This window comes from Micromonospora sp. NPDC005305, assembly GCF_040607315.1.
Lineage (GTDB): Bacteria > Actinomycetota > Actinomycetes > Mycobacteriales > Micromonosporaceae > Micromonospora.
Genome location: NZ_JBEXGL010000015.1, coordinates 1 through 22,801, shown reverse-complemented (window position 1 = coordinate 22,801; position 22,801 = coordinate 1). Strand labels below are relative to the sequence as shown.

General features: G+C 75.0%; 21 protein-coding genes and 3 pseudogenes. 9 read left to right on the top strand and 15 right to left on the bottom strand.

Features of this window, described 5'->3' with window-relative positions; translation table 11 throughout:
- Positions 1-111: 111 nt before the first annotated feature.
- Positions 112-795: a DUF3159 domain-containing protein gene (locus tag ABZS80_RS23185; protein ID WP_355058898.1), complete on the bottom strand. Its 684-nt coding sequence runs from the start codon at positions 793-795 to the stop codon at positions 112-114.
- 91 nt (positions 796-886) lie between these two features.
- Here ABZS80_RS23185 and ABZS80_RS23180 point away from each other — a divergent pair, with 91 nt between their 5' ends.
- Positions 887-1,768, top strand: coding sequence for a phosphatase PAP2 family protein (locus ABZS80_RS23180; RefSeq protein WP_355058896.1), 882 nt, complete (start codon positions 887-889; stop codon positions 1,766-1,768).
- A gap of 34 nt (positions 1,769-1,802) precedes the next feature.
- On the opposite strand, the gene ABZS80_RS23175 is transcribed toward ABZS80_RS23180, so the two are convergent.
- The 4 genes from ABZS80_RS23175 to ABZS80_RS23160 form a co-directional block, all read right to left on the bottom strand.
- Positions 1,803-2,255 carry a YbhB/YbcL family Raf kinase inhibitor-like protein gene (locus ABZS80_RS23175; protein ID WP_355058894.1) on the bottom strand — a complete coding sequence of 151 codons (453 nt, stop codon included), beginning with the start codon at positions 2,253-2,255 and terminating at the stop codon, positions 1,803-1,805.
- 164 nt (positions 2,256-2,419) lie between these two features.
- A complete protein-coding gene (locus ABZS80_RS23170) occupies positions 2,420-3,064 on the bottom strand; it encodes a response regulator transcription factor (RefSeq protein ID WP_355058893.1) in 645 nt (214 codons plus the stop codon).
- Positions 3,055-4,227 carry a histidine kinase gene (locus ABZS80_RS23165; RefSeq protein WP_355058891.1) on the bottom strand — a complete coding sequence of 391 codons (1,173 nt, stop codon included), beginning with the start codon at positions 4,225-4,227 and terminating at the stop codon, positions 3,055-3,057. The genes ABZS80_RS23170 and ABZS80_RS23165 overlap by 10 nt, the downstream gene beginning before the upstream one ends.
- Before the next feature lie 66 nt (positions 4,228-4,293).
- Positions 4,294-5,109, bottom strand: a complete 816-nt coding sequence (locus ABZS80_RS23160; protein WP_355058889.1) for a DedA family protein — start codon at positions 5,107-5,109, stop codon at positions 4,294-4,296.
- A 156-nt stretch (positions 5,110-5,265) separates the two neighbouring features.
- On the opposite strand from ABZS80_RS23160, the gene ABZS80_RS23155 reads away from it, so the two are divergent.
- Complete coding sequence (locus ABZS80_RS23155; protein ID WP_355058887.1) at positions 5,266-5,937, top strand: maleylpyruvate isomerase N-terminal domain-containing protein; 672 nt, start codon at positions 5,266-5,268, stop codon at positions 5,935-5,937.
- Positions 5,938-6,001: 64 nt separating this feature from the next.
- Here the strand turns inward: ABZS80_RS23155 and ABZS80_RS23150 are convergent, their stop codons facing one another.
- Positions 6,002-6,451, bottom strand: coding sequence for a hypothetical protein (locus ABZS80_RS23150; protein ID WP_355058886.1), 450 nt, complete (start codon positions 6,449-6,451; stop codon positions 6,002-6,004).
- Positions 6,444-7,760: a molybdopterin-dependent oxidoreductase gene (locus tag ABZS80_RS23145; RefSeq protein WP_355058884.1), complete on the bottom strand. Its 1,317-nt coding sequence runs from the start codon at positions 7,758-7,760 to the stop codon at positions 6,444-6,446. Before ABZS80_RS23145 ends, ABZS80_RS23150 begins: the two co-directional genes overlap by 8 nt.
- Before the next feature lie 170 nt (positions 7,761-7,930).
- Between ABZS80_RS23145 and ABZS80_RS23140 the strand changes: the two genes are divergently transcribed.
- Entirely contained in the window at positions 7,931-8,992 is a 1,062-nt protein-coding gene (locus ABZS80_RS23140) for an NAD-dependent epimerase/dehydratase family protein (protein ID WP_355058882.1), read from the top strand.
- Positions 8,993-9,011: 19 nt separating this feature from the next.
- Here ABZS80_RS23140 and ABZS80_RS23135 read toward each other — a convergent pair whose 3' ends face one another.
- Positions 9,012-10,403 carry a hypothetical protein gene (locus tag ABZS80_RS23135; protein ID WP_355058880.1) on the bottom strand — a complete coding sequence of 464 codons (1,392 nt, stop codon included), beginning with the start codon at positions 10,401-10,403 and terminating at the stop codon, positions 9,012-9,014.
- 144 nt (positions 10,404-10,547) lie between these two features.
- Between ABZS80_RS23135 and ABZS80_RS23130 the strand changes: the two genes are divergently transcribed.
- Genes ABZS80_RS23130 through ABZS80_RS23120 form a run of 3 tightly spaced genes read left to right on the top strand, consistent with a single transcriptional unit; the run spans position 10,548 to position 12,573 of the window.
- Positions 10,548-11,222, top strand: coding sequence for a glycosyltransferase family 2 protein (locus ABZS80_RS23130; RefSeq protein ID WP_151463320.1), 675 nt, complete (start codon positions 10,548-10,550; stop codon positions 11,220-11,222).
- Entirely contained in the window at positions 11,219-11,905 is a 687-nt protein-coding gene (locus ABZS80_RS23125) for a DUF2064 domain-containing protein (protein WP_355058878.1), read from the top strand. Before ABZS80_RS23130 ends, ABZS80_RS23125 begins: the two co-directional genes overlap by 4 nt.
- Positions 11,902-12,573: a class I SAM-dependent methyltransferase gene (locus tag ABZS80_RS23120; RefSeq protein ID WP_355058876.1), complete on the top strand. Its 672-nt coding sequence runs from the start codon at positions 11,902-11,904 to the stop codon at positions 12,571-12,573. Before ABZS80_RS23125 ends, ABZS80_RS23120 begins: the two co-directional genes overlap by 4 nt.
- A 33-nt stretch (positions 12,574-12,606) precedes the next feature.
- On the opposite strand, the gene ABZS80_RS23115 is transcribed toward ABZS80_RS23120, so the two are convergent.
- The 4 genes from ABZS80_RS23115 to ABZS80_RS23100 form a co-directional block, all read right to left on the bottom strand.
- Positions 12,607-13,629 (bottom strand): ATP-binding protein, encoded by a 1,023-nt coding sequence (locus tag ABZS80_RS23115; protein ID WP_355058875.1) that lies wholly within the window; start codon positions 13,627-13,629, stop codon positions 12,607-12,609.
- On the bottom strand, positions 13,622-14,317 hold the full coding sequence (locus tag ABZS80_RS23110) for a response regulator transcription factor (protein ID WP_355058873.1): 696 nt from the start codon (positions 14,315-14,317) through the stop codon (positions 13,622-13,624). The genes ABZS80_RS23115 and ABZS80_RS23110 overlap by 8 nt, the downstream gene beginning before the upstream one ends.
- A gap of 132 nt (positions 14,318-14,449) precedes the next feature.
- Positions 14,450-15,301, bottom strand: coding sequence for a DUF1028 domain-containing protein (locus ABZS80_RS23105; RefSeq protein ID WP_355058871.1), 852 nt, complete (start codon positions 15,299-15,301; stop codon positions 14,450-14,452).
- A 51-nt stretch (positions 15,302-15,352) separates the two neighbouring features.
- Positions 15,353-16,588 (bottom strand): low temperature requirement protein A, encoded by a 1,236-nt coding sequence (locus ABZS80_RS23100; RefSeq protein ID WP_355058869.1) that lies wholly within the window; start codon positions 16,586-16,588, stop codon positions 15,353-15,355.
- 181 nt (positions 16,589-16,769) lie between these two features.
- On the opposite strand from ABZS80_RS23100, the pseudogene ABZS80_RS23095 reads away from it, so the two are divergent.
- Positions 16,770-17,384 (top strand): annotated as a pseudogene (locus ABZS80_RS23095) (LLM class F420-dependent oxidoreductase); the annotation flags it as partial.
- 9 nt (positions 17,385-17,393) lie between these two features.
- On the opposite strand, the gene tnpB reads toward ABZS80_RS23095, so the two are convergent.
- Positions 17,394-18,773 (bottom strand): IS607 family element RNA-guided endonuclease TnpB, encoded by a 1,380-nt coding sequence (gene tnpB, locus ABZS80_RS23090; protein WP_355058867.1) that lies wholly within the window; start codon positions 18,771-18,773, stop codon positions 17,394-17,396.
- Entirely contained in the window at positions 18,770-19,348 is a 579-nt protein-coding gene (locus ABZS80_RS23085) for an IS607 family transposase (protein ID WP_355058865.1), read from the bottom strand. Before ABZS80_RS23085 ends, tnpB begins: the two co-directional genes overlap by 4 nt.
- Positions 19,349-19,403: 55 nt before the next feature.
- Between ABZS80_RS23085 and ABZS80_RS23080 the strand changes: the two are divergent.
- Positions 19,404-19,780 (top strand): annotated as a pseudogene (locus ABZS80_RS23080) (LLM class flavin-dependent oxidoreductase); the annotation flags it as partial.
- Positions 19,777-20,629: pseudogene (locus ABZS80_RS23075) on the top strand (SDR family oxidoreductase). The pseudogenes ABZS80_RS23080 and ABZS80_RS23075, both read left to right, overlap by 4 nt.
- A gap of 524 nt (positions 20,630-21,153) precedes the next feature.
- On the opposite strand, the gene ABZS80_RS23070 reads toward ABZS80_RS23075, so the two are convergent.
- A partial coding sequence (locus tag ABZS80_RS23070) for a DUF3488 and transglutaminase-like domain-containing protein (RefSeq protein ID WP_355058863.1) occupies positions 21,154-22,801 on the bottom strand: 1,648 nt, incomplete at its 5' end.

Sequence of the window (22,801 nt, the reverse complement as noted above, 5' to 3'; positions counted from 1 at the left end):
ACTTGCCGCGAAAAAGCCCGGGAAATCGGCGCTCCACGGGATCACACCGCAGCCGTGGACGGAGTAACGTATTTCACCGGAGAGGCCGCTCCCCCCGTGGCGGCCTCTCTTTTATTTTGCCGGCGCGGCGTCCGCATCGGACGGCGTGACCGGATGCCGCAGCCCCGGGTGATCCGCCGGGAGCGACCGCCGGATCACCAGCCAGCTCACGGCCAGCGCCGCCGCGACCAGCGGCCAGGTCAGCGCCACCCGTGCCACCACCAGCGCGACCACCTGCCCGCCGAGCCACAGCGGCACGAACACCGCCAGCCGCAGCAGGTAGGTCGCGGCCCACACCCAGCTGCCCCGCCCGTACGCGCGCAGCAGCGCCGGGTCGCGCCGCCACCGGCCGCGCTGGCCCAGCGCCACGCCGACCAGCACGCCGAGCAGCGGCCAGCGCACCACGATGCTCACGATCCAGGCCAGCGCGCTCGCCGCGTTGGAGACCAGTTGCAGCAGGAAGAAGTCGGTGGCCCGCCCGGTTCGCAGCGCGATCAGGGCGGCCACGCAGACGGCGAGCAGCCCGATGAGCACCGACCGCGGCCGGTCCCCGCGCCGCCACCGCCAGCCCGCCACGGCGGTGCCGGCGAGCACGGCGGCGACCACCCCGCCCCACAGTCCGGCGGCCAGCCAGCCGACGGCGAACGCCACCGGCGGCACGGTGGCGTCCACGGCCCCGCGCCGGCCGCCCAGCAGGTCGGCAAGCGACTCCGGCGGCTCCCCGGACGGCCGACCCCGCTCCGGCGTGCTGGTCACGCGCCACCCCCTCCCGTCGCGCCCTCAACCTACGCCGACAGCGGCGGGGCTCCGACGAGCGCCGGACCCGGCCGACCGTTAAGTTGTCCGGGTGCGTGAGACGGCGAGGGGTTGGACGGCGGTCTGGTTGGTTGTACTGGCCTTGGCCCAGACAGCCGCGTTCCTGGTGGTGTGGCGCTTCGCCGTGCACACCGAGCTCGGCCAGTGGATCGACACCGTCGCGCTGACCGGCAACCGCATCGGCCAGGACCGCATTGACGGCCCGGTCGACCGCATCCTCAACGCCATGTCGGTGGTGTCCCTGCTGGCCGTCACCACCATGATCGGCTTCATCGCGCTGATCCGCGGCCGCAAGGCGCTCGCCGTCACCGCCACCCTGCTCATCGCCGGCGCGAACGTCAGCACCCAGCTGCTCAAGCGCTACCTGGACCGCCCCGACTTCGGCATCGACCCGGAACGGGCCGCGGCCGGCAACAGCCTGCCCAGCGGACACACCGCCGTGGCCGCGTCCGTGGCGGTCGCGCTGATCCTGGTGCTGCCGCCGAAGCTGCGGGTGGCCGGCGCGTTCCTCGGCGCCGGCTACGCGGCCGCCGCCGGGGTGGCCACCCTCTCGGCCGGCTGGCACCGGCCCAGCGACGCCGTCGCCGCGTTCCTCGTCGTGGGTGCCTGGGCCGCGGTCGCCGGCCTGGTGCTCCTGTTCTTCCAGCGGGAACAGGCCGTGGTGTCCCCGGCCGACGCGCACCGGGTCGCCGCCGTCGTGCTCGGCCTCGCCGGCGCCGTCGCCCTGGTCGTCTCGGCGTTCGCCCTGTCCTGGCTGGTCGACCGCTCCACCACGCCCGTCGAGGAGCTCACCCGCCGCGCGCTCTTCATCGGGTACGCGGGCAGCGCGGCCGGCATCGCCGGCACCATCGCCGTGGTGGCCGCGCTGGTCCTGGCGGTGGTGCACCGCCTCGTGCCCCGCTGGAAGGGCTGACCGGCCGGGATCACCGGCCGGTCCCCGGAGCGGGTCAGCGGAAGTAGGTGCCGATCGTGGTGCCGCTGGCGATCTCCCGACCCTTGAGCGCGCGGTGCACGTCGGTGGCCTGCGGCGCGCCGGACAGGTCCAGCGGTCGGTTCAACGCGTAGAGGCGGAAGAAGTAGCGGTGCGCCTCGTCGCCCCGCGGCGGCAGCGGCCCGCTCCAGCCGGTCTCGCCGAAGCTGTTCGGCCACTCCCGCCCGCCCGGCGGCACCCCGCCCTCGGGCACCTCGCCGGTCTCCGGGGAGATCCCGGTGACCAGCCAGTGCAGGAACGGCTCCTTGCCCGCGTCCGGGTCCTCGACGAGCAGGACCAGCTCCTCGGTGGAGTCCGGCACGTCGGACCACTGCAATGGCGGTGACACGTTGTCGCCGTCCTTGGCGAACCGCCCGGGCAGCAGGTCGTGGTCGGTGAACGCGGTGCTGCGCAGCATGATGCCGGCCATTCGACGCCCCCTTTCTCGTCGACCGGCGCGTACCCGGCGGGTGGGCGACGAAACGACGGTGGGAGGAGGTGCGCAGGCCGAAGCGGGAACCGGTCTTCGGGATCGGTTACCGGAACTGGAGGACGAACGGCGTTGCCAGGCGATCTCGACGCGTTCGTCCTCGGCTATGAGCCGAGGTAGCGCAGGATCGCGAGGATCCGGCGGCTGTAGCCGGTGACGTGGGTCAGGTCGAGCTTGTCGAAGATGGTGTTGACGTGCTTCTCGATCGCGCTCTGGGAGACGTGCAGCCGCTCGGCGATGGCGGCGTTGGTGTGCCCCTGAGCCATGTGGTGCAGCACGTCGCGCTCCCGCGGGGTGAGGCGGCCGAGCGGGTCGGTGTGGCTGGTCGAGGACATGAGCTGCCGGACGACCTCGGGGTCGAGCGCGGTGGAGCCGGCGGCGACGCGGTCGAGCGCGTCGAGGAAGTCCTCGACCTGGGCGACGCGGTCCTTCAGGACGTAGCCGACGCCTTCGGACCGGTCGGCGAGGAGCTTCGCGGCGTAGCGCCGCTCGACGTACTGGGAGAGGACCAGCACGGCGGTGTCCGGCCAGCGCCGCCGGATCTCCAGCGCCGCCCGGAGCCCGTCGTCGGTGTTGGTGGGCGGCATGCGGACGTCGGTGACGACGACGTCCGGTCGGTGCTGCTCGACGGCGGCGACGAGCTGCTCGGCGTCGGCGGTGGCGGCGACCACCTGGTGCCCCTCGTCGGCGAGGAGGCGGGCCAGCCCCTCGCGGAGCAGCGTGGAGTCCTCGGCGAGCACTACGCGCATGGCACCTGAACCCGGATCGTCGTCGGGCCGCCGGGTGGGCTGTGCAGGTCGAACTGTCCGTCCAGTGCGGTGACCCGGCGGGCGAGCCCCTGAAGGCCGCTGCCGTGCGGGTCGGCGCCCCCGATGCCGTCGTCGCGCACCCGCATCTCGATTCCCGCGTCCCGCGTCTCGATCTCGATGGTGATCAGGGTAGCTCCCGCGTGTTTGGTGCTGTTGGTGATCGCTTCGCAGGCGACGAAGTAGAGCACGGTCTCGATCGGTCGGGCCGGCCGGACGGGCACGTCGTACCTGATCCGGACGGGGATCGATGACCGTTGCGCCACCATGCCCAGCACCTCGTCCAGGGTGGTGTGCTCGAGTGCCGAGGGATAGACCCGCCAGGCCACCTCCCGCAGCTCGTCGATGGCGCGCTGGGTGTCCTCGTGGGCCTGCACGAGGAGTTCGCGCGCCCGGTCGGGGTCGCGGCTGCGGCGCGCCCGCCCGAGCAGCATTCCGAGTGCGACGAGGTGCTGCTGCAGCCCGTCGTGGAGGTCGCGTTCGATGCGCTGGCGTTCCGCGTCGACCGCGGCCAGCACGCCGGCCCGGCTGACGGTCAGCTCGCTGATCCGCAGTTGCAGCGCCTCGCGGCTGGTGGATTCGAGCAGCCCGCGCGCCAACCACCGGTCCAGCGTCGCCACGCTCGCCGTCGCCTGGAGGTTCAGCAGCAGCAGGGCGGCCCCGATGAACGCCTGGAGGAGGAGGTCGGCCACGGTCATGGCGCCCGCGACGAAGGAGCGCACCACGATGGCGGCGAGTGCGGCACCGACCACGAGCAGGCCGCCGGTGAGCAGGCCGAGCGCCGCCGGCAGGAGACGGGCGGCGAGAAAGCCGACTACGTGCGGTCCGCCCGCCCGGAGCGGTGGCGGGGGTGGTTCCGAGGCGACGACCGCGAGGCGGCACCGCTCCCAGTCGGCCATGCGCCGGGCGTACCGGAGGGTGGCGGCGCCCACGCGGCGCCGGGCCGCCGGGACCGGCGCGACCGTGACCACGGCGAGCCCGGCGAGGAGGAGGAACAGCACCTCGGCCGCGGCGGTCGGGACGCCGAGCGCCATGCCCGCCAGTGGCCGGCCCCACCGGGCCACCGCGCCGACCCACGTCCGACCGTGCCGCACGCGCTCTGCCACCACGCCGTCCCTCCCCAGCTCGTGCCGTCCCGGACCCCGGCCGCCCACCGACCCTCTCGCCACCGGTCAGCGGAGGCCGTGACGACCCGCCTCCGACCGGCGGGGGGTGCCGTACAGGGTGCCGCGAACGGCGGGGGCCGCACGATCCGGCCCGCGGTCCCCGTGTGATCCGACACGCGGGCCCGGTGCCTGCTCGCTGTCGACGGCCGAACGCCTCCGTCGCTGCCCGATCAGGCGCGACACAACGAAGAACCCCACGGCGAGCGCGCAGACCGCGATGACCACGTTCTGGAACGTCCCCACGTACGGCTCGACGGCACGCCAGTTCTCCCCGAGCACATAACCGGCCATCACGAACACGGTGTTCCAGACCAGGCTGCCCAGCGTGGTGTAGAGCAGAAACGTGCCGAACGGCATCCGCTCCACACCGGCCGGGATCGAGATCAGGCTCCGGAAGATCGGGATCATCCGCCCGAAGAAGACGGTCTTCACCCCGTGCCGGGCGAACCACGCCTCCGTCCTGTCGAGGTCACTCAACTTGATCAGCGGCAGCCGCGCCGCGATCGCGCGAACCCGGTCCCGTCCGAGGGCCACGCCGACGGCGTACAGCGCCACCGCGCCCACCACCGAGCCGATCGTGGTCCAGGCGATCGCGGCGAACAGGTTCATCCGGCCCTGACCGGCGGCGAAGCCCGCCAGCGGCAGGATGACCTCACTGGGGATCGGTGGGAACAGGTTCTCCAACGCGACCGCCAGGCCGGCTCCGGGCGCGCCGAGTCGCTCCACCAGGCCGGTCACCAACCCGACCAGGCCGCCCGACGGCGGATCAGCATCCTGGGCCCACGAGCCGGCGTGGGTCACCGCGTTCCACACAAAGATCATGCCCACGACGCTAGGAACTCACGGCGGCCCGGACCATGAGGTCGACCGCCGACTCCGGAGGGTCGACCCCAGCTCGCCGGGGTGTGGAAAACCGCACCGGGCGGGGAGCGAATAGTCTGATCCGCTCCACCAGGAGCGGGAAGGCAGGTCCGGCGGATGGACACGGTACGAGCGGCGTTCCGCGACGAGTGCGCACGGCTGGAAGAGGTGCTGCGGGGCCTCGACGCCGCGGACCTGGACCGGCCCACGCCCTGCCCGCCCTGGGCGGTCCGGGACCTGCTGGCGCACGTGCGCACCGGTGCCGGGCGGCTGGTCGGCATGCTCGCCGCGCCGGCCCCCGAGCGCGCCGAGGTGGACTCGGCCGGCTACTTCGGGGCGGCCAAGTTCACGCCCGAGGTCGACCGGGACCGGATCGACGGCGCCCGGCGGGAGGCACGGGAGCTGCCCGGCGTACCCGAGGTGGCGGAGGGCTTCGCACGGGCCTGGCGGGCCGCCGACGCGGCGGTCGCCGCCGCGCCGCCGGGACGGCTGGTCCGCACCCGGCACGACGACGCGATGGCGCTGGGCGAGTTCCTGCGTACCCGGGTGGTGGAGGTCGCGGTGCACGGCCTGGACCTGGCCGACGCGCTGGACCGGCGGCCGTGGCTGACCCCGACCGCGGCGGCCGTGGTGGCCGACCTGCTGGCCCATGGCCGGCCCGCCCCCGACGGGCTCGGCTGGGACGCGCTCACCCTGGTCCGCAAGGCCACCGGCCGGGAGCCGCTGACCGGCGCGGAGCGGGCGGTGCTGGACCGGACCGGGTGGCACTGGCTCTCCTTCGGCGGCTGACCGGCGGTGCGGGCCGCAGGGCCATCTCGTCGGCGACCGGCCCGGCTCGGCGACCGGCCCGGCCTCACGGCCTGCGGCGGCCGAACCGGCGCCCCGCGTAGATCAGCGCGCTGGCGGCGAAGAGCACGCCGCTGACCACCAGCCACTGGCCGAGCATGGCCCGGGGCGCCAGGCCGGTCGCCGAGACGTAGGTGACGTCGCCGAGTCCGAGGATCCCGGGCAGGTAGACCAGGAACACCAGCCCGGCGCCGAGCGCCGGGACCCGGACGTGGTTCAGCGGCGACGGGTTGCCGCCCCGGTCCAGAGCGCGGCGCACCACCCGGTCGAGTGACGCGTACACCGGGAAGAGGACCAGGTCGTGCGCGATCACCGCGCCGAGGAACCACAGCAGCATCCGGCCGGCCGACGCCTCACCGGCCAGCCGCAGCGCGATCCACCCGGTGACCGCGAAGCAGCCGGCCAGGAGCAGCGCGTGCCAGGGCGCGGCACCGTAGGCGCGCCGGAGGTCAGCCATCGAACACGATCTCCGCCACCCATTTGGTGCAGTGCACCCCGGGCAACGCGGGCACGATGATCCGCGCCGGGAAACCGTGGTCGGGGCTGAGGTCGACGCCGTTGACCCGCAGGGCGAGCAGCGCGTCCGGGTCGGTCACCTGGCCACCGTGCAGGACGGCCTCGCGGAACAGGCCGGCACGCTCCAGCGACCGCACCCGCGCGGTGGCCGGATCGGTCGCCCCGACCAGTCCGGCGAGGTCACGCAGCCGGACGCCGGTCCAGGTCTGCGCGGTCGACCAGCCCTCCACGCAGGCGATCGGCAGGGTCGCCGTGTGCTGCGCCATGCCGAGCAGCCGGGCCCGGTCCAGGGCCGCCGTGCGGTTCCCCGCGCGCAGCGTGAGCCGCCACCGCGGCCCGGTCTGCTCGGGGGTGACGCCGGCCGCGGCCACGCTGCGGTTGACCGGGAAGCCGGTCGGGCCGCCGTCGATGCGGCGGCCGCGCGGCAGGAGCAGCGCGGTGCGACGCAGCGCGTCGACGCTCTGCCCGACGGTCAGCGCCGCGAGCAGCAGCGCACCGCCGCCGACCAGGGCCAGGACCCCGCGTCGGCTCATCGTCGCCGGCCCGGGCCGCCGGGCCACGAGGCCGTCCGGATCCGCCGGCTCCGGCCCGGTCCGCCCCGACGGGGTACGCGCGAAGCCCGGTCCCCGCAGCGCGCTGACCAGCCGGGGCAGCTTGATCGCCACATGGGTGACCAGCGCGGCCGTGAAGATCCAGGCGCCGTACCAGTGCGCCGTGTAGAAGTCGAAGCCGAACAGGTACGCGTACTGGATGTTCAGCAGGCCGGTGACCGTCTGGAAGAGGATGCCGCCGACCAGCAGCAACAGCGACAGCCGCTCCAGCACCTGGGCGGCCGAGCGGGCCGGTGGCCAGTCGAAGAGCTTGGGCACCACCGACCAGAGCTTGCCCAGCACCACCGGCACCAGCACGATGCCGAGGGTCACGTGCAGCCCCTGGGTGACGCGGAACAGCCAGGCGGGCCGGGTGGGCCAGTCGAACACCGGCGGGTGCAGCCAGCCCACGTCCCGGGGGAACGCCTGGTCGAGGCGGGGCCCGTAGGCGATCCAGTCGAGCAGCCCGGTGACGATCACCAGGGGCAGGGTGGCCAGCAGCACGGCGCCGAGCACCGAGGTGAGCCAGGGCCCGCGTACCGGGCTGCGCCAGGCCCGGTCGAGGGCGTCGACCCCGGGCGGCCGGTGCCGGGCCAGCCCGCGCCACAGCCTCGCCGGGACGGCGGACGGCGGGTCGTGCGGACCCGGACCAGCGGACACGTCTCCTCCTACCCTGTGGAGCTTGCGTTCCCCGCCAGACGCTAGACGCGGCACCCGCCGGCCGGTCCCGGTTTGCCGCATTACCGAACGCTTACGCTCGTCCCTTACGGACCGCTGACGTCCGGCCCAAACCGGCCAGACCGGACCGCGCGGTGCCCTAGCCTGGCCGCATGCGGGTACTGGTCACCGGCGCGGCCGGCTTCATCGGATCGCAGATCGCCGACCTGCTGGCCGCCGAGGGCCACCAGCCGGTCTGCCTGGACGCGCTGCTGCCCCAGGCACACGGCGGCGCGCCGCCGGAGTGGTGCCGGCCGCACGACCTGGTGGTCGGCGACGTCCGCGACGCCGCGCTGCTGGACCGGCTGCTGTCCGGGGTGGACGCCGTCTGTCACCAGGCGGCCATGGTGGGGCACGGGCTGGACCCGTCCGACGCCCCCGGCTACGCCGGCCACAACGACCACGGCACGGCGGTGCTGCTCGCCGCCATGCACCGGGCCGGGGTGTCCCGGCTGGTGCTGGCCAGCTCGATGGTGGTCTACGGGGAGGGGCGCTACACCTGCGCCCGGCACGGCGTGGTCCGGCCCGCCCCGCGCCGGCCCGCCGACCTCGCCGCGGGCCGTTACGACCCGACCTGTCCGGCCTGCGGGGCCGGCCTCGACCCGGCCCTCGTGCCCGAGGACGCCCCGCTGGAGCCGCGCAGCACGTACGCGGCCAGCAAGCTCGCGCAGGAGCACTACGCCGCGGCCTGGGCCCGGCAGACCGGGGGCGGGGTGTGGGCGCTGCGCTACCACAACGTCTACGGCCCGCGGATGCCCCGCGACACCCCCTATGCGGGGGTCGCCTCGCTGTTCCGCTCGGCGCTGGCCGACGGCCGGCCGCCGCGGGTGTACGAGGACGGCCGGCAGCGCCGCGACTTCGTGCACGTCACCGACGTGGCCCGGGCCAACCTGCTGGCGCTCACCGCGCCCACGCCGGACGGGCTGGTCCCGGTGAACATCTGCTCCGGCGAGCCGCACACCGTCGGCGACCTGGCGACCGCGTTGGCCCGGGCCATGGGCGGGCCCGATCCCGAGGTGCTCGGCGGCGCGCGTGTCGCCGACGTCCGGCACGTCGTGGCCGACCCCACCCGGGCCCGCGACCTGCTCGCCTATACCGCCCGGGTCAGCTTCGTCGACGGCGTGACCGCCTTCGCCACCGACCCGCTGCGCGAACCCGCCGCCCTGGTCGGCTGACCCGACCGGCGGGCGGTGGTCAGGAGACCGTGAGGAGCAGGTGGTTGACGGCGAGGGCGGTGAGCGCCTGGGCGGCCAGCCACCAGCGGCGGGTCGGCGGGGGCAGGTGTGCCGCGGCGACCAGCAACCAGACTGCGAACGGCAGCCAGATCCGCTCCACCTCGGCCTTGCTCATCCCGGACAGGTCGGCGGCGGCAACCGCGAGTGCGGCGGCGGCCGGTAGCAGGACGGTCGGCCCCAGCGCGGTCGCCCGCTTGACTGGCTTCCCGCCGTCGCCCAGGGATCCCGCGTTCGCGCGGGCCGCGAGGGTCGCCCGGCGCAACGCCGGCCCGAGCGCCGGCCCGGCGGAGAGCAGCAGAGCTGCCAGGTTCGCCCAGACCCAGTAGGCGTACGGGCGGTCGGTCGCCCAGCCCTGGTAGTACCGCTCGACCACCCGGTCGTACCCTTCCCACCAGCGGAAACCGGCCAGCACGAACAGCGCCGTGACGCCCGCGACGCCGGCCGTCGCGGCGAGCAGCGCGGCCCGGCGGCGGTCGCGGCGCAGCGCCAGCACGACCAGCGCCAGCGCTCCCACCAGCACGAACCCGTAGGACAGGTGCAGCGCGAAGCCGAGCAGGAGCCCGCCGGCCAGCGCCGCGAGCGGCCCGCGCACCGCCAGCAGCGCCAGTCCGGCGGCGACCACGCCGGTGAAGACGGCGTCGCCGGAGGCACCCAGCCAGACCGCGCCGGGCAGCAGCACCAGGAACGGCAGCACCGCCCGGGCCGCCTCGGGGGCGCCCAGCGCGCGCAGGGTGACCGGCACCGACACCGCGGCGGTCGCGCCGACCAGCACGCAGCAGAGCGCGGCCGCGGCGCCGCCGCCCAGGCCGACCCGGTCCAGCCAGACGAAGACCAGCAGCGCGCCCGGCGGGTGTCCGGCGGTGTGGGTGGACCAGGAGTCGGGCTGGAAGTCCAGGATCCGGTCGGTGAAGCCGGCCAGCATCCGGGGGATGTCGGCGACACCGGGCACCTCGTGCAGATACTCCGCCTGCGCGGTGAGCCGCCGGGCCAGCCCGGCCGACCAGCCGTCGATCAGCGCCAGCGACAGCGTCCAGGCCACCGCGGCCAGCCAGCCGGCCGCCAGCAGCGGACCCCACCGGGCGGTCCGCGCCCAGCGCAGGCCCGGCCCGAGCACGACCACGGCGACCAGCACCGCCAGCGGCGTGCCCCAACCGAGATGGGGCCGCCAGGTCGCGTAGAGCGGCGCGGCGTCCGCGTGCAGCCCGACGCCGCGCCGGTTGAGCGCGAGCCCCACCGCGACCGCGGCGACGAGCAGCACCCCCTCGACGGCCAGCACGAGCAGGTCGCCCCGGTTCCCCGGGATGTCCCGGGCCGTGACGGGGGCCGGGCGGACGGCGGCTGCGGGTCTCATGACGACCGGACGATACGGCCTGCCGGGGGGCCTGGGCGGCCGAACCGCCAGCCGTCACCGGACGGTAAGAATTGGCTGGCCGGTAAGGGTTCCGTAAGCACGATCGGGGCCGTCGGAGGTGCCGGCGGGCCTAGCGTCGACGGCATGCGGACACAGATCGACGTGGTGCTGCCGTGCCTGGACGAGGCCGCCGCCCTGCCCGGCGTGCTGACCGCCCTGCCGCCCGGCTACCGGGCGATCGTGGTGGACAACGGGTCCCGGGACGGCTCGCCGGAGGTGGCCGCCCGGCATGGCGCCCGGGTGGTCCGCGAAGGCCGCCGCGGCTACGGCGCGGCCGTGCACACCGGCCTGGAACACGCCGAGAGTGATCTGGTCTGCGTGCTCGACGCCGACGGATCGTTCGACCCGGGCGAGCTTCCCGCCCTGGTCGCCCCGGTGGCGGCCGGCACCGCGGACCTGGCGGTGGGCCGGCGGCGGCCGGTGTCCGCGGGGGTCTGGCCGTGGCACGCCCGCGCGGGCACGGCTCTGGTCGCCGCGCTGCTGCGACAGCGCGGGGTGCCGCTGCGGGACCTCAGCCCGATCCGGGTGGCCCGGCGGGAGGCCCTGCTCGCCCTCGGGGTCGCCGACCGTGGCTTCGGCTATCCACTGGAGCTGATGATCCGGGCCGCCGCCGCCGGCTGGCGCATCCACGAGCGCGACGTCCGCTACGCGCCGCGCGCCGCCGGCACCCGCTCCAAGGTGTCCGGCTCGGTCCGCGGCACCGTCCGCGCCACGCGGGACTTCCTGACCGTGCTGCGCAGCGTGGACGGCCGGCGGTGACCGTCCTGCTGGTGGTGGCCAAGGCGCCGGTGGCCGGGGCGGTCAAGACGCGGCTCTGCCCGCCCGCCGAGCCCGCGCAGGCGGCCCGGATCGCCGCCGCCGCGCTGCGCGACACCCTCGACGCCGTCACCGCCACCCCGGGCGTCGTCCCGGTGCTGGCGCTGGCCGGCCGGTTCGCCGACGCCGAGGACGGGCTGGACCTCGCCGCCGCGGCCGCCGGCTGGCCGGTGCTGCCCCAGCGGGGGGACGATTTCGCCGATCGGCTCGCCCACGCGCACGCCGACGTGGCCGCCGCGTACCCGGGACGGCCGGTGCTCCAGATCGGCATGGACACCCCGCAGCTCACCGCGGCACGGCTGGCCGCCGCGGTACGCCGGCTGGCCGCGACCGGGACCGACGCGGTGCTCGGCCCGGCCGCGGACGGCGGCTGGTGGGCGCTGGGCCTGCACGACCCCCGGCGGGCGACGGCACTGCGCGAGGTGCCGATGTCCACCCCCGACACCGGGCGGCTCACCCGGGCCGCGCTGGCCGGACGCGGCCTGCGGATCGCGACGCTGCCGGTGCTGCGCGACGTGGACGACTGGACCGACGCGCTCGCGGTGGCCGACCTGGTCCCGACCGGCCGTTTCGCCCGGGAGGTCGCGGCAGTGCGGGGCACCCCGGTGGCCGGGGGCCGGCAATGACCGATGTTGTCCGGCGGCCGGCCGCCGGCTCGTTCGATCCGACCGTCAGCGGCTTCGGCACGGTGCTGCGCCACCCCGACGTCGACACGCACTGGCTGGTGCACGCCGACGGAACCCGCCGCCGACTGCCGGTAAAGCGGTGGCACGGGCCCGCCGAGCCGGCGACCGCCGCGGTGCTGGCCCGCTGCGCCGGCCCGACGCTGGACCTGGGCTGCGGCCCGGGCCGGGTCACCCTGGCGCTCACGCGCGCCGGGGTGACCACGCTCGGCGTCGACGTCTCGGCCCGGGCGGTCGCGCTGACCCGGGCCCGCGGCGCGGTCGCCGTTCGGGCCGATCTGTTCGCGCCGCTGCCGGCCGAGGGCAGGTGGGAGCACGTGGTGCTGCTGGATGGCAACATTGGCATCGGCGGGAATCCCGGAAAGTTGCTGCGCCGGTGTCGGCGGCTGCTGCGCCCGGCCGGCACGGTGCTGGTCGAGCTCGAGCCGCCGGGGACCGGGACCTGGCAGGGGCAGGTGCACGTGGTGTCCGGCCGACACCGGGGACCAAGCTTCCGCTGGGCGCGGCTGGACGCTCTGGCGGTGCACGCCCCCGCCGCCGCGGCCGGGCTCGCCGTCCGCGAGGTGTTTCCTGCCGGCCACCGCTGGTTCGCCGAGCTCACCACCTCGTAGGGTCGGATCCGCGCCGCGCCTGACGCACGTGGCTCAGGCGGCGAGCGGCAGCCGGACGACGAACCGGCAGCCACCGGTCACGTTGTGAACCTCCACGCGGCCACCGTGCGCCTTGACCAGGCCGTGCACGATCGCCAGCCCCAACCCGCCCGAACTCTCCACGCCGCCGTCGGCCGAGCGGGTACGGGCCGGCTCGCCGCGAAAGGCCACCTCGAACAGACGTGGCAGGTCCGCCTCCGGGATCCCGCCGCAGGTGTCGGCGACGGCCAACCAGGCGTCACCACCGCTGTGCCCGGCGTCCACCCGGACCGTGCCATCCTCAGGGGTGTAACGGATCGCGTTGAGCAGCAGGTTGCGAACCACCCGAGCCAGCTCAGGCTCGCTGGCGGTGACCACCGGCCAGCCCGACTCGCCGGCGACCAGCCGGATCCGGCGGGCTTCCGCCAGCGGCGCGGCCCCGGCCAGGGCGTCCGACACCACATCGCCCAGAGGCACCGCCGACAGCGACAGCCGCAGTGCCCCGGCGTCGATCCGCGACAGCTCGAACAGGTCGTCGACCAGCCGGGTCATCCGATCGGCCTCCACCCGGATCCGGCGGTGGTACTCGCCGACCGTGGTCACGTCGGCGACCACCCGGTCCTCCAGCGCCTCGGCCATCGCCCGCAGCCCGGCCAACGGCGTGCGCAGGTCGTGCGACACCCAGGCGATCAAATCCCGGCGTCCCTTCTCGATCCGCCGTTCCCGCTCGCGGGCCTGGTCCGCCCAGACCGCCGCGGCGGCGAGCCGCCGCCCGAACAGCCAGCCGACCGCGAGCGAGACCGTCGCGGCGGCGCAGACCGTGATGAGAACGACCTCCAGGTCGTGCGGGGAGAGGAACATCGCCTCGGCGACCACCGACACGCCCGCCGCGACGGCGCCGACGGTCATCGCCAGCAGAACCGAGATGTGTGACGTGATCGACCGGACGCGCAGCAGCCGCAGCGCGCCGGCACCGACCAGCGCCACGGCACCGGCCGCCCCGAGCGCCACGCCGAAGATCAGGGCGAGGTCACCCATCGACCGGCTCGTACCGGTAGCCGACACCCCAGACGGTGACGATCCGCCGTGGATCGGCGGGGTCTGCCTCGATCTTCTCCCGTAGTCGACGCACGTGGACGGTGACGGTGGACTGGTCGCCGAAGTGCCAGCCCCACACCTGCTCCAGCAGCTCCGCCCGCCCCAACGCCCGCGCCGGGTGACGCATCAGGTGTGCCAGCAGATCGAACTCGCGCAGCGTGAGCGCCAGCTGCCGGCCGTGCAGCAGGGCCACCCGGGGACCGGTCTGCACGACCAGACCGCCGTCGGTGAGCACCTCGACAGCCGAGGCCAGAGCGTCACCGCCGGCCCGGCGCAGCACCGAGCCCACCCGCAGCACCAGCTCACGCGGCGAGAAAGGCTTACTCACGTAGTCGTCCGCGCCCAGTTGCAGGCCCAGGATCCGATCGGCCTCGTCACCGCGGGCGGTCAGCATCACGATGGGCACGGGGTTGGGCCGCTGCCGCAACCGCCGGCACACCTCGAGCCCGCTCAGCACCGGCAGCATCACGTCGAGCACCACCAGATGCGGCGGCGCGGCTGCGACCGCGGCGAGGGCGGCGGCACCGTCCTCGACGTGGTCCACCTGGTAGCCGGCGTGCTCGAGATAACGGCACACCACGTCGCTGATCGTCCGGTCGTCGTCAACGACCAGCACCCGATGCGGCACCGGCAGGCCCCCCTCCGCGTGTCAGGGTAGCCGCGCACCGGACGGGCGACGAAGCGCGAAATCTTGCGAAGCCCTTACGGCTTGCTGCCCCGCCCCGCGGGCAACGCGGAGCTGCGTTCTCCTCGGCGATGGTCAGGCGCCGGCGGCCGGCGAGGTGGTGCGGCGCAGGTGGTCCAGCACGACGGGGTCGATCCGGCCGGGGACGATGCGCTCCTCCAGGTTCTCGACGCCGGCCCAGGCGTCGAGCGCCTCCTCCACCCCGGCGGGGCCGACCGGGTGACCGGCGGCGACCAGCAGCGCGGCCACCTCGTCGGCGACGGGCCCGGTGAGGTCGAGCAGGGTGGCCGGGTCGGGCGTGCCGAAGAGCAGCGTGTGGATGTCGAGCAGCCGCCCCAGCTCGGCGACGGGGTCGTGGTGGTCGTCGACGCGCAGGTCGACCAGCTCGTCGCCGGTGCCGGCGTAGCCGCCGTGCCGCCGCACCACGAACAGGGCGGCGCTCTGCCGGCCGCGCCGGTCGCCGCCGGCCCGGTCGCCGGCGGCGAGGGCGGCCAGCAGCCGCTGCGGGAACGGCAGGTCGGCGCTGCCGAGCCAGGTTTCCCGGAGCGCGTCGATGACCTCCGGCCCGGCCAGGATATTGCCCTGCGCCGCCCAACCGTCGCCGGACTGGCCGCCCGCCCAGGGGTGGCAGCGCGGCCCCGTCCAGGTGGCGCCGTCGCCCTTCGCTCCCACCACGCCGAGTTGCCGGTCGTCGCGGCCGGGGTCGGCGGCGATCAGGCCGGCCACGACGTCCGCGGCGGCCACCCCGGTGCGCAGCATCGCCAGCCCCTGCGACCGGTACGCCAGGTTGGCGTGGGCCTGGCTGGCGAGCGCGCCGACCTCCGCCTCGGCGGCCGGCACCAGCGCCCCGGCCGCGAGGAACTTGCTGGCCACGGCGATGCCGTGCACGAGCCCGTCGGCGGAGCGGGCGACGATCGAGAAGGTCACCCGCGGATCGTAACGTCGGGGAAGGGGCGTCAGCGGCCCCGACGGGTCCCGTCAGAACGGTGGGGCCGCCTCCTCCGGTGGGCGGCCCCAGGCACGGCGGGCGTCGGCCACCGCCACCCCGAGCAGCACCAGCGGGGCGGCGATCGCCGCGACCAGCGGGGTGGCGATCGCCGCGGTCAGCGGCACCAGGGGCTTGAGCACCGGCATGAGCAGTACCAGCACGAGCACGGCCACCCAGCGCGACGGGGACACCCGGCCGAACACCTCGTACTCGAAGCGCGCCCGCCCGAGCAGGAAGAACGCCGGACCGCCGAGGATCATGGCGAGCCAGCCGACCTGGTTGTGGCCGGCGGGGTGCTCGTTGACCAGCTCGTAGCCGATCGCGGTGGCCACCACGCCGAGCACCATGATGAGGTGGGTGTCCGCGGCGGAGCGGCCGATGGTGGCGGGATGCGCGGCCCGGGTCACCGCCTCGCCGAGGATCCGCCCGGCCCGCTGCACGTAGATCCGCCAGAGCAGCACCGAGGTGAGCAGCGCGGCGGCGAAGGCCGCGGTGCGGGCGGCGCTCTCCGGTGCGCGGCTGTACGCCAGCCCGGCGATGAGGATCGTCTCGCCGATCGCGACCAGGAAGAACTGCTGGTAGCGCTCGGCCAGGTGCTCCCCGTGGATGTCCCAGCGGGAGACGGTGGACCGGCCCAGCCCGGGGACCGGCCAGCCGAACCGGGACGCCAGGTATTCCAGCAGGAGCGCCAGCGCCCAGAGCGTCACCCGCGGGTCGGTGGGCAGCACCGCGCCGGTCAGCCAGAGCACCCCGGTCACGCTGAAGGTGATCAGCATGCGCAGCTTCAGCCGGCGGTGCTGCAGCCGGCGCAGCGTCAGCAGCAGGATCGCCGGGCGGCTCACCTGCACCACCACGTACGCGGCGGCGAACACCAGCCCCATGGAGCTGAACGCGCGGGGGATGGCCACCCCCATCACCATGCTGCCCACCAGCGCGATGATCACGATGACCTGCAACCAGATGTGGTACGGGTCGTAGCGGCTCGTGGTCCAGGCGGTGCCCTGCCAGACCGCCCAGAGCGCCAGGAACAACAGCAGCGTCTTGCCGCCCCCGGTCACCGCCGTCCAGCCGCTCTTGCCCCCTTCCAGCGCCAGGTCCTCGAAGGCACGGGCGGAGATCCGGGTCAGCGCGAAGACGAACACCAGGTCGAAGAAGAGCTCCAGGAACGTCGCCCGGTGGGGACCGCCGCCCGACGGGACCAGGGCGGTCGGCTCCGGAATCCTCACCGCCGCCTCCCGAGCCCGGTCCACCCCATCTGGCAGTCGTAGCACCTCTTGCGGGCGGCAGCGCCGGGTCCCGGCCGCATCACCCCTGCGGCTGCGCGCGTCGCGACCGGGAGCCGCCGGTCGGATCTTGCCCCCGGCCACGGCGACCGGGCACGATCGACCGGTGACGAATCGATGGGGCATGACCGTGCCGCTGGCCGGCGTCGGGCTCGCCGACCACGCCACGGTCTACGCGGCGCTCGACCGGGCCGGCTTCACCGACGTCTGGTCGTCGGAGGTCGCCGGGACCGACGCGTTCACCCCGCTGGCGCTCGCCGCAGCCTGGGAACCGCGGCTGGGGCTGGGCACCGCGATCGCCCCGGTCTTCACCCGGGGGCCCGGCCTGCTCGCGATGAGCGCCGCCGCCCTCGCCGAGGCCGCGCCGGGCCGTTTCGCGCTGGGCATCGGCGCCTCCTCACCCGTGCTCGTCCGGGACTGGAACGCGGTGCCCTTCGACGAGCCGCTCCGGCGCACCCGGGACGTGCTGCGTTTCCTGCGCGCCGCGCTGCGCGGGGAGACCGTCGACGAGGCCTAAGACACCTTCGCCGTCCGGCGGTTCACCCTGGAACGCCCGCCGACCGTGCCGCCGCCGGTGCTGCTGGCCGCGCTGCGCCCGGGCGTGCTGCGGCTCGCCGCCGCCGAGGCCGACGGGGTGATCCTAAACTGGCTGGCCGCCGACGAGGTGCCGACCGCCCTGGCCGAGCTGGGCGAGCGCCGCCCCGGGTTCGAGGTCGCCGCCGCCCGGATCTTCGTCTGCCGTTACCTCTCAGTGCGCTCTAGTGAGCACACGATCGGTAGTCTCGCCTTGCGGTGAGACGGTCCCGGTCTGACCCGCTGTGGCGGTGCCGGGTTCACGCTTCACTGCCACCTGCCCGCGTACGCGGGTCTTCTGGTCGGCTCCACGTGCTGCCACCGGGCCACTCCCGGCGGTGTCGAACTGGGCCGCGAGAGCGGCCAGGTTGAGTGCGGCGTTATGGTCGCGGTCTATGGTCAGGCCGCATGTCTGGCAGGTGTAGGTGCGTTCGGACAGGGCCAGTTTGGTTTTCACCGCGCCGCAAGCCGAACACGTCTTGCTCGATGGATACCAACGGTCGGCAATGAATAGCCGGCCGCCGTTCCACTGCGTCTTGTAGGTGAGTTGCCGGCGTAGCTCGCCGAAGCTGGCGTCGGCGATGTGCCGGGCCAGGCGCCGGTTGCGCAGCATTCCGGCGACGTTGAGGTCTTCCACCACAATCGCGCCGTGCTCTTGACAGAGCTGGGTGGTGAGCTTGTGCAGGCGGTCGCGGCGCAAGTTCGCCACGCGGGCGTGGGCCCGACCGAGCCGGGCAGAGGCGCGCTGCCAGCGGTTCGAAGGGCGCTGGCCGGTGCGCCGGTCCGGGCCGGCCTTACGCGACGTTGACCTGCCGAGTTTGCGAAGGCGGCGCTGGGCGTCACCCAGGTGGCGTGGGTTCGGCACCAGTTCGCCGGTTGACAGCACGGCGAGGTGCTTGACGCCGACGTCGACACCGACCGTCGAGTCGGGACGGGCCGGTACGCGAACGACCCGTTCAACCTCGACGCAGAAGGACACATGCCAGCGGCCGCCGTCACGCCGAACGGTGGCCGACATGATCCGGGCGGTGCCGTTGTCGATACGCCGGGCCAGCTTCCGGGCGGACTCGTGTAGCTTCAACCGTCCCAGCCGGGGCAGCACCACATGCTTACGGTCCGACTCGACCCGGAGTGTGCCGGTGGTGAACCGCACCCTCGGTGTGGTGCGGCGGCGAGACTTGAACCGCGGGAAACCGACCGGGCGGCCGGCCCGCTTGCCGCCGCGGGAGTCCGACCAGTTCTTCAGCGCGCGGGCGAGCGCGTCGAGGCCGGTGTTGAATGCTTCCTTCGAGCACTCCCGCCACCACGGCGCGACGTCTTCCTTGGCGGCGTTCCATGCTTTCCGCAGGGCTGGCAGCGACCACGACACCGCCGGGGTCAGCAACTCCTCTGGCACCCCGTAGGTGCGTTCTGCTGCCCGTTGGCCCATCACCGCCTTCACCCGGGCCAGCGCCCAGTTGTGGGCGACCCGGGCGGCCCCGGCGTGCGCGAGCACCGCGCGTTGCTGCGACGGGGTGAGGTCGAGGGCGAACCGGTACGCCTGGATCCCTTTCACGACGTGGCCTCGGTGACTGCCTCGACAGCACGGCGGGCGCGGTTCGCCGCCGCGCGGCGGCCGTACAGGCGGGCGCACAGCGACGTCAGGATCTCGGTGACGTCACGCACCAGGTCGTCGTCCACCTCGGCGGGGTCGACCACGAGCAGGCGGCGGCCCTGCGCGGCGAGAGCGGCCTCGACGTACTCGGCACCCAAGCGGGCGAACCTGTCCCGATGCTCGACCACGATCGTGGCCACCCCCGGGTCGCGCAGCAGCGCCAGGAACTTCTTGCGATGCCCGTTGAGCGCCGAGCCGACCTCGGTCACCACCCGATCCACGCCCAGGTGCCGTCCGGTCGCCCACATCGTGACCCGGGCGACCTGCCGGTCCAGATCCGGCTCCTGCTCGGCGGACGACACGCAGGCGTACACCACCACCTGCCCGGCGTCCGGGGCCGCGCCCGTCACCGGTTCGCCGACCATGATGAGCCGGCCGAGTCGATACGTCGGAACGGGCAGCAACCCGGCCGCGTACTGCCGCCGCGCGGTCACGTACGAGATACCAGTTGCCGCCGCCCACTCCTTCAAATTCACGACAGCAACTATAGCGCGCTAGACGTCGCTAAGGACCACCGGCACGCCAGCCGTTGTTAACCCCAGCGAGGACGCCACGTACGCCCGGGCGCTGGGCCACCGGCTGATCACCGGCTACCTGACCGTGCCGGCGTACGCGGCCTTCCACCGCTGGCTGGGGCGGCAGGACAGCCTCGGTCCGATGTGGGAGGCGTGGGCCGCCGGGGACCGGCGGGCGCCTCGGCGGCGGTGCCGGACGACGTGGTCGACGCGCTGATCCTGCACGGCTCGCCCGAGGAGTGCGTCGCCCGGGCCCGCCGGTACGCCGACCACGGCGTGGACGTGCCCGTCCTGGCGCTGCTGCCCACCCCGGAGCTGACCGCCGGGGGCGCGACCGCCTGGGGCGATCTGCTGCCGCGGCTCGGCCCGACCGGCGGGGAGGCGGGCTCATGAACCTGACCGACCGGGTGGCCGTGATCACCAGCGGGGCGGGCGGCATCGGGGCGGCGCTCGGCCGCCGCTTCGTCGCCGAGGGCGCCGCCGCCGTCATCCTGGCCGACCTCGACGCCGAGGCGGCGCGCGCCGTGGCCGAGGGCATCGGGCCGGTGGCGCACGGCGTCGCGCTCGACGTCACCGACGAGGCGCAGGTGCGGGCGCTGGTCGACCAGACCGAGCGCCGGTACGGCCGGATCGACCTGTTCTGCGCGAACGCCGGGGTGACCACCGGCGGGGGAGTGGACGCGCCCGACGCCGACTGGGACCGCGCCTGGCGGGTCAACGTGCTGGGGCACGTGCACAGCGCCCGGGCCGCGCTGCCGGCCATGCTCCGCCGCGGCCAGGGCTACCTCCTCTTCACCTGCTCGGCGGCGGGCGTGCTCACCGCGGTCGGCGACGCCCCGTACACGGCGACGAAACACGCGGCGGTCGGCCTCGCCGGTCCGTTACACCCCTGAGGATGGCACGGTCCGGGTGGACGCCGGGCACAGCGGTGGTGTGGCCATCACCTACCGGGACGCCGGCGTCCGGGTCAGCGCGCTCTGCCCGCAGGGGGTGGACACCCCGATGCTCGCCGGCGGCCTGGCCGAGGGGCACCTGGGCGCCCGGGTGGTCGCCGCCTCCGGCGCGATCCTCACCCCCGACCAGGTCGCCGACGCGACCATCGCCGGGCTGGCCGAGGAGCGGTTCCTCATCCTGCCGCACCCGGAGGTCGCCGGCTACGCCCGCCGCCGCGCCGAGGACCCCGACGGCTGGCAGGCCGGCCTGCGCAAACTCGTCCGGAAGCTGCGCGCGGCCGGTCAGTAGTGTCACCCAGGTGATCGCCGCCCGGGCATCTTTGCCGTCCTGACCTACGGGGCGTGGCGCCGGCCTCGACCTCCGCTCCCGCTCCGCTACGCGGGCATGCCCTAGCATGCGGATGTGTGCCGGTATTCCGAGACCATCTACAAGGTCCACTACGTGTGTGTGCCGTGCCGTCGCAGTCACAAGTACGCCTGGGACGACGCGACCCACCCCTGTACGTCGTGCCGGCAGCCGATGGTCTTCGCCGGGCACGACTTCGCGGCGCCGCGCCGGCGGAACGACTCCGGGTGGGCCGCGGTCGCGGCTGTTCTCGGGGCGGGGCTGCGCTATGAGGGTTTCGAGGTGTGCGGGTGTTCGCGGGAGCCGAAGTTCCGGCCACGGACGCGCGCCCAGGTCCGGGTGCGGCGGCGGGCCGCCGGCCGCCTCGGGTTGTCGGAGGCTGAGGCACTCGCTGCCCGGGATCCCTACGACCCGGCTTGACACCGGGGCTTTCGCCCGCAAGGGAAGTCGCCCGCATAGGCCGTGGGTCAGCGGCGCCAGCGCAGCGGGCCGGGGTGGACGGTCCACCGGAGGCGACGCCAGCGGGAGCCGGTGGCCCGCAGGGCGGTGACGTAGGCGGTGGCGACGGCCTCCGCCCTGTCGGCCTGGGCCGGCGTGGCCGTGCCGGGGGCGAACGCCACCTGGTTGAGCAGGTCGGCCAGCTCGTCCACCTCGGCGGCCACCGGGACCTGCCCGGCCTGCGCCTCGGCGAGGGTGCGGCGGGCCTGGTCGGCGACCTCCGCCGCCGCCAGGTCCGCGCCCGCCGGGTGGCCGGCCAGTCGCAGCGCGTCGGTCACCTCCCGCCAGGCGCCGGCGATCCGGCGGCCCGGGTCACCGTGGGCCAACCGGCCCCGGCTCAGGTTCCGGCGCAGCGTGGCCAGGGTCAGCAGCAGCGCCCCGAGCAGCAGCACCAGAGCGCCGACGCCACCGCCGAGCAGCACCGGCGTACCCGGTCCGGCCCTGCCGCCGCGCCGGTCGGGGGCGGCCGCCGCCGGCGGCGTGGCCGTGGGTTCCACGGTCGGCGCGGGCACCTCGGACGGCGGCGGGTCCTCCGGCTTCGGCCGGAAGTCCTCCTCCACCGGGCGCGGCTCCTCGTCCGGGCGCGGCATCGGGTCGAACGGCACCCAGCCGACGCCCTCGAACAGCACCTCCGGCCAGGCGTAGGCGTCGGCCGCCCGGACCGGGCCGTCCGCCTTCGGCTCGAAGCCGACCACTACCCGGGTGGGCAGGCCGGCCAGCCGGCCCAGCACCGCGAACGACGCCGCGAACTGCTCGGACGTGCCGCGCTGCCCGCCGCCGTTGCGCGGCCCGAAGAGGAAGAACCCCAGGTTCGGGTACGCGTGCCCGCTCGGCGCGTCCGCGGTCACCCGGTAGTGCTCGGCCAGGAAGTCGGCGATCGCGCTGGCCCGGGCGTACGGGGCGCCGTTCTCCTCGGCGAGCTGGGTGGCCAGCCGGCGCATCTGCTCCGGGGCCCCGTCGGCGACCCGCAGCACCCGGGCCACCGCGTCGCCGGCCGGCACGTTGGCCGTGCCCAGCAGGTTCAGGTCCGGCTGGTCCCGCACCGAGGCGACCGTGTACCGCAGCCCCGGCGCCAGCCCCTCCGGCCGGATCAGCGTCCCGGTCGCCGGGTCGTACGCCACCCGCGCGCCGGTCACCTCGCGTGGCGTCGGCACGGCGGGCAGCAGCCGACCGGTCAGGTCGGCCACGGTGACGTCCTGGCGTACCGGCTCGGTGGCGGTGCCCGGCGCCGGATCGGTGGCCGGCAGGATCCGCCCGGCGTTCCGGTAGGTCGCCCCCACCCGCCAGGTCACCCCGTCGTAGTCGCTGAGCACCGCCAGCCGGATCCGCGGCGGCCCGGCGTCCGTGGCGCCAGCCTCGGTGCGCACGTCGAGCAGCTTCTGGTCGGGGTTCAGCGCCCACCCGGAGATCCGGATCAGCGGGTTCTCATCCAGCGACTCCACCTGCGGCGGTTCGACGTAGCGGCGCGGGTCGACCGGCCGGTCGTCCACCCGGCCGGCCACCACGGGGGCGAGCAGCGCGGCGAGGGCCACCACCACCGCCACCCCGGCCGCGCTCGCGGCGAGCAGCCGAAGCCGCACCGCCGCGCGCACCGCCGGCGCCAGGCCGGAGATCGGC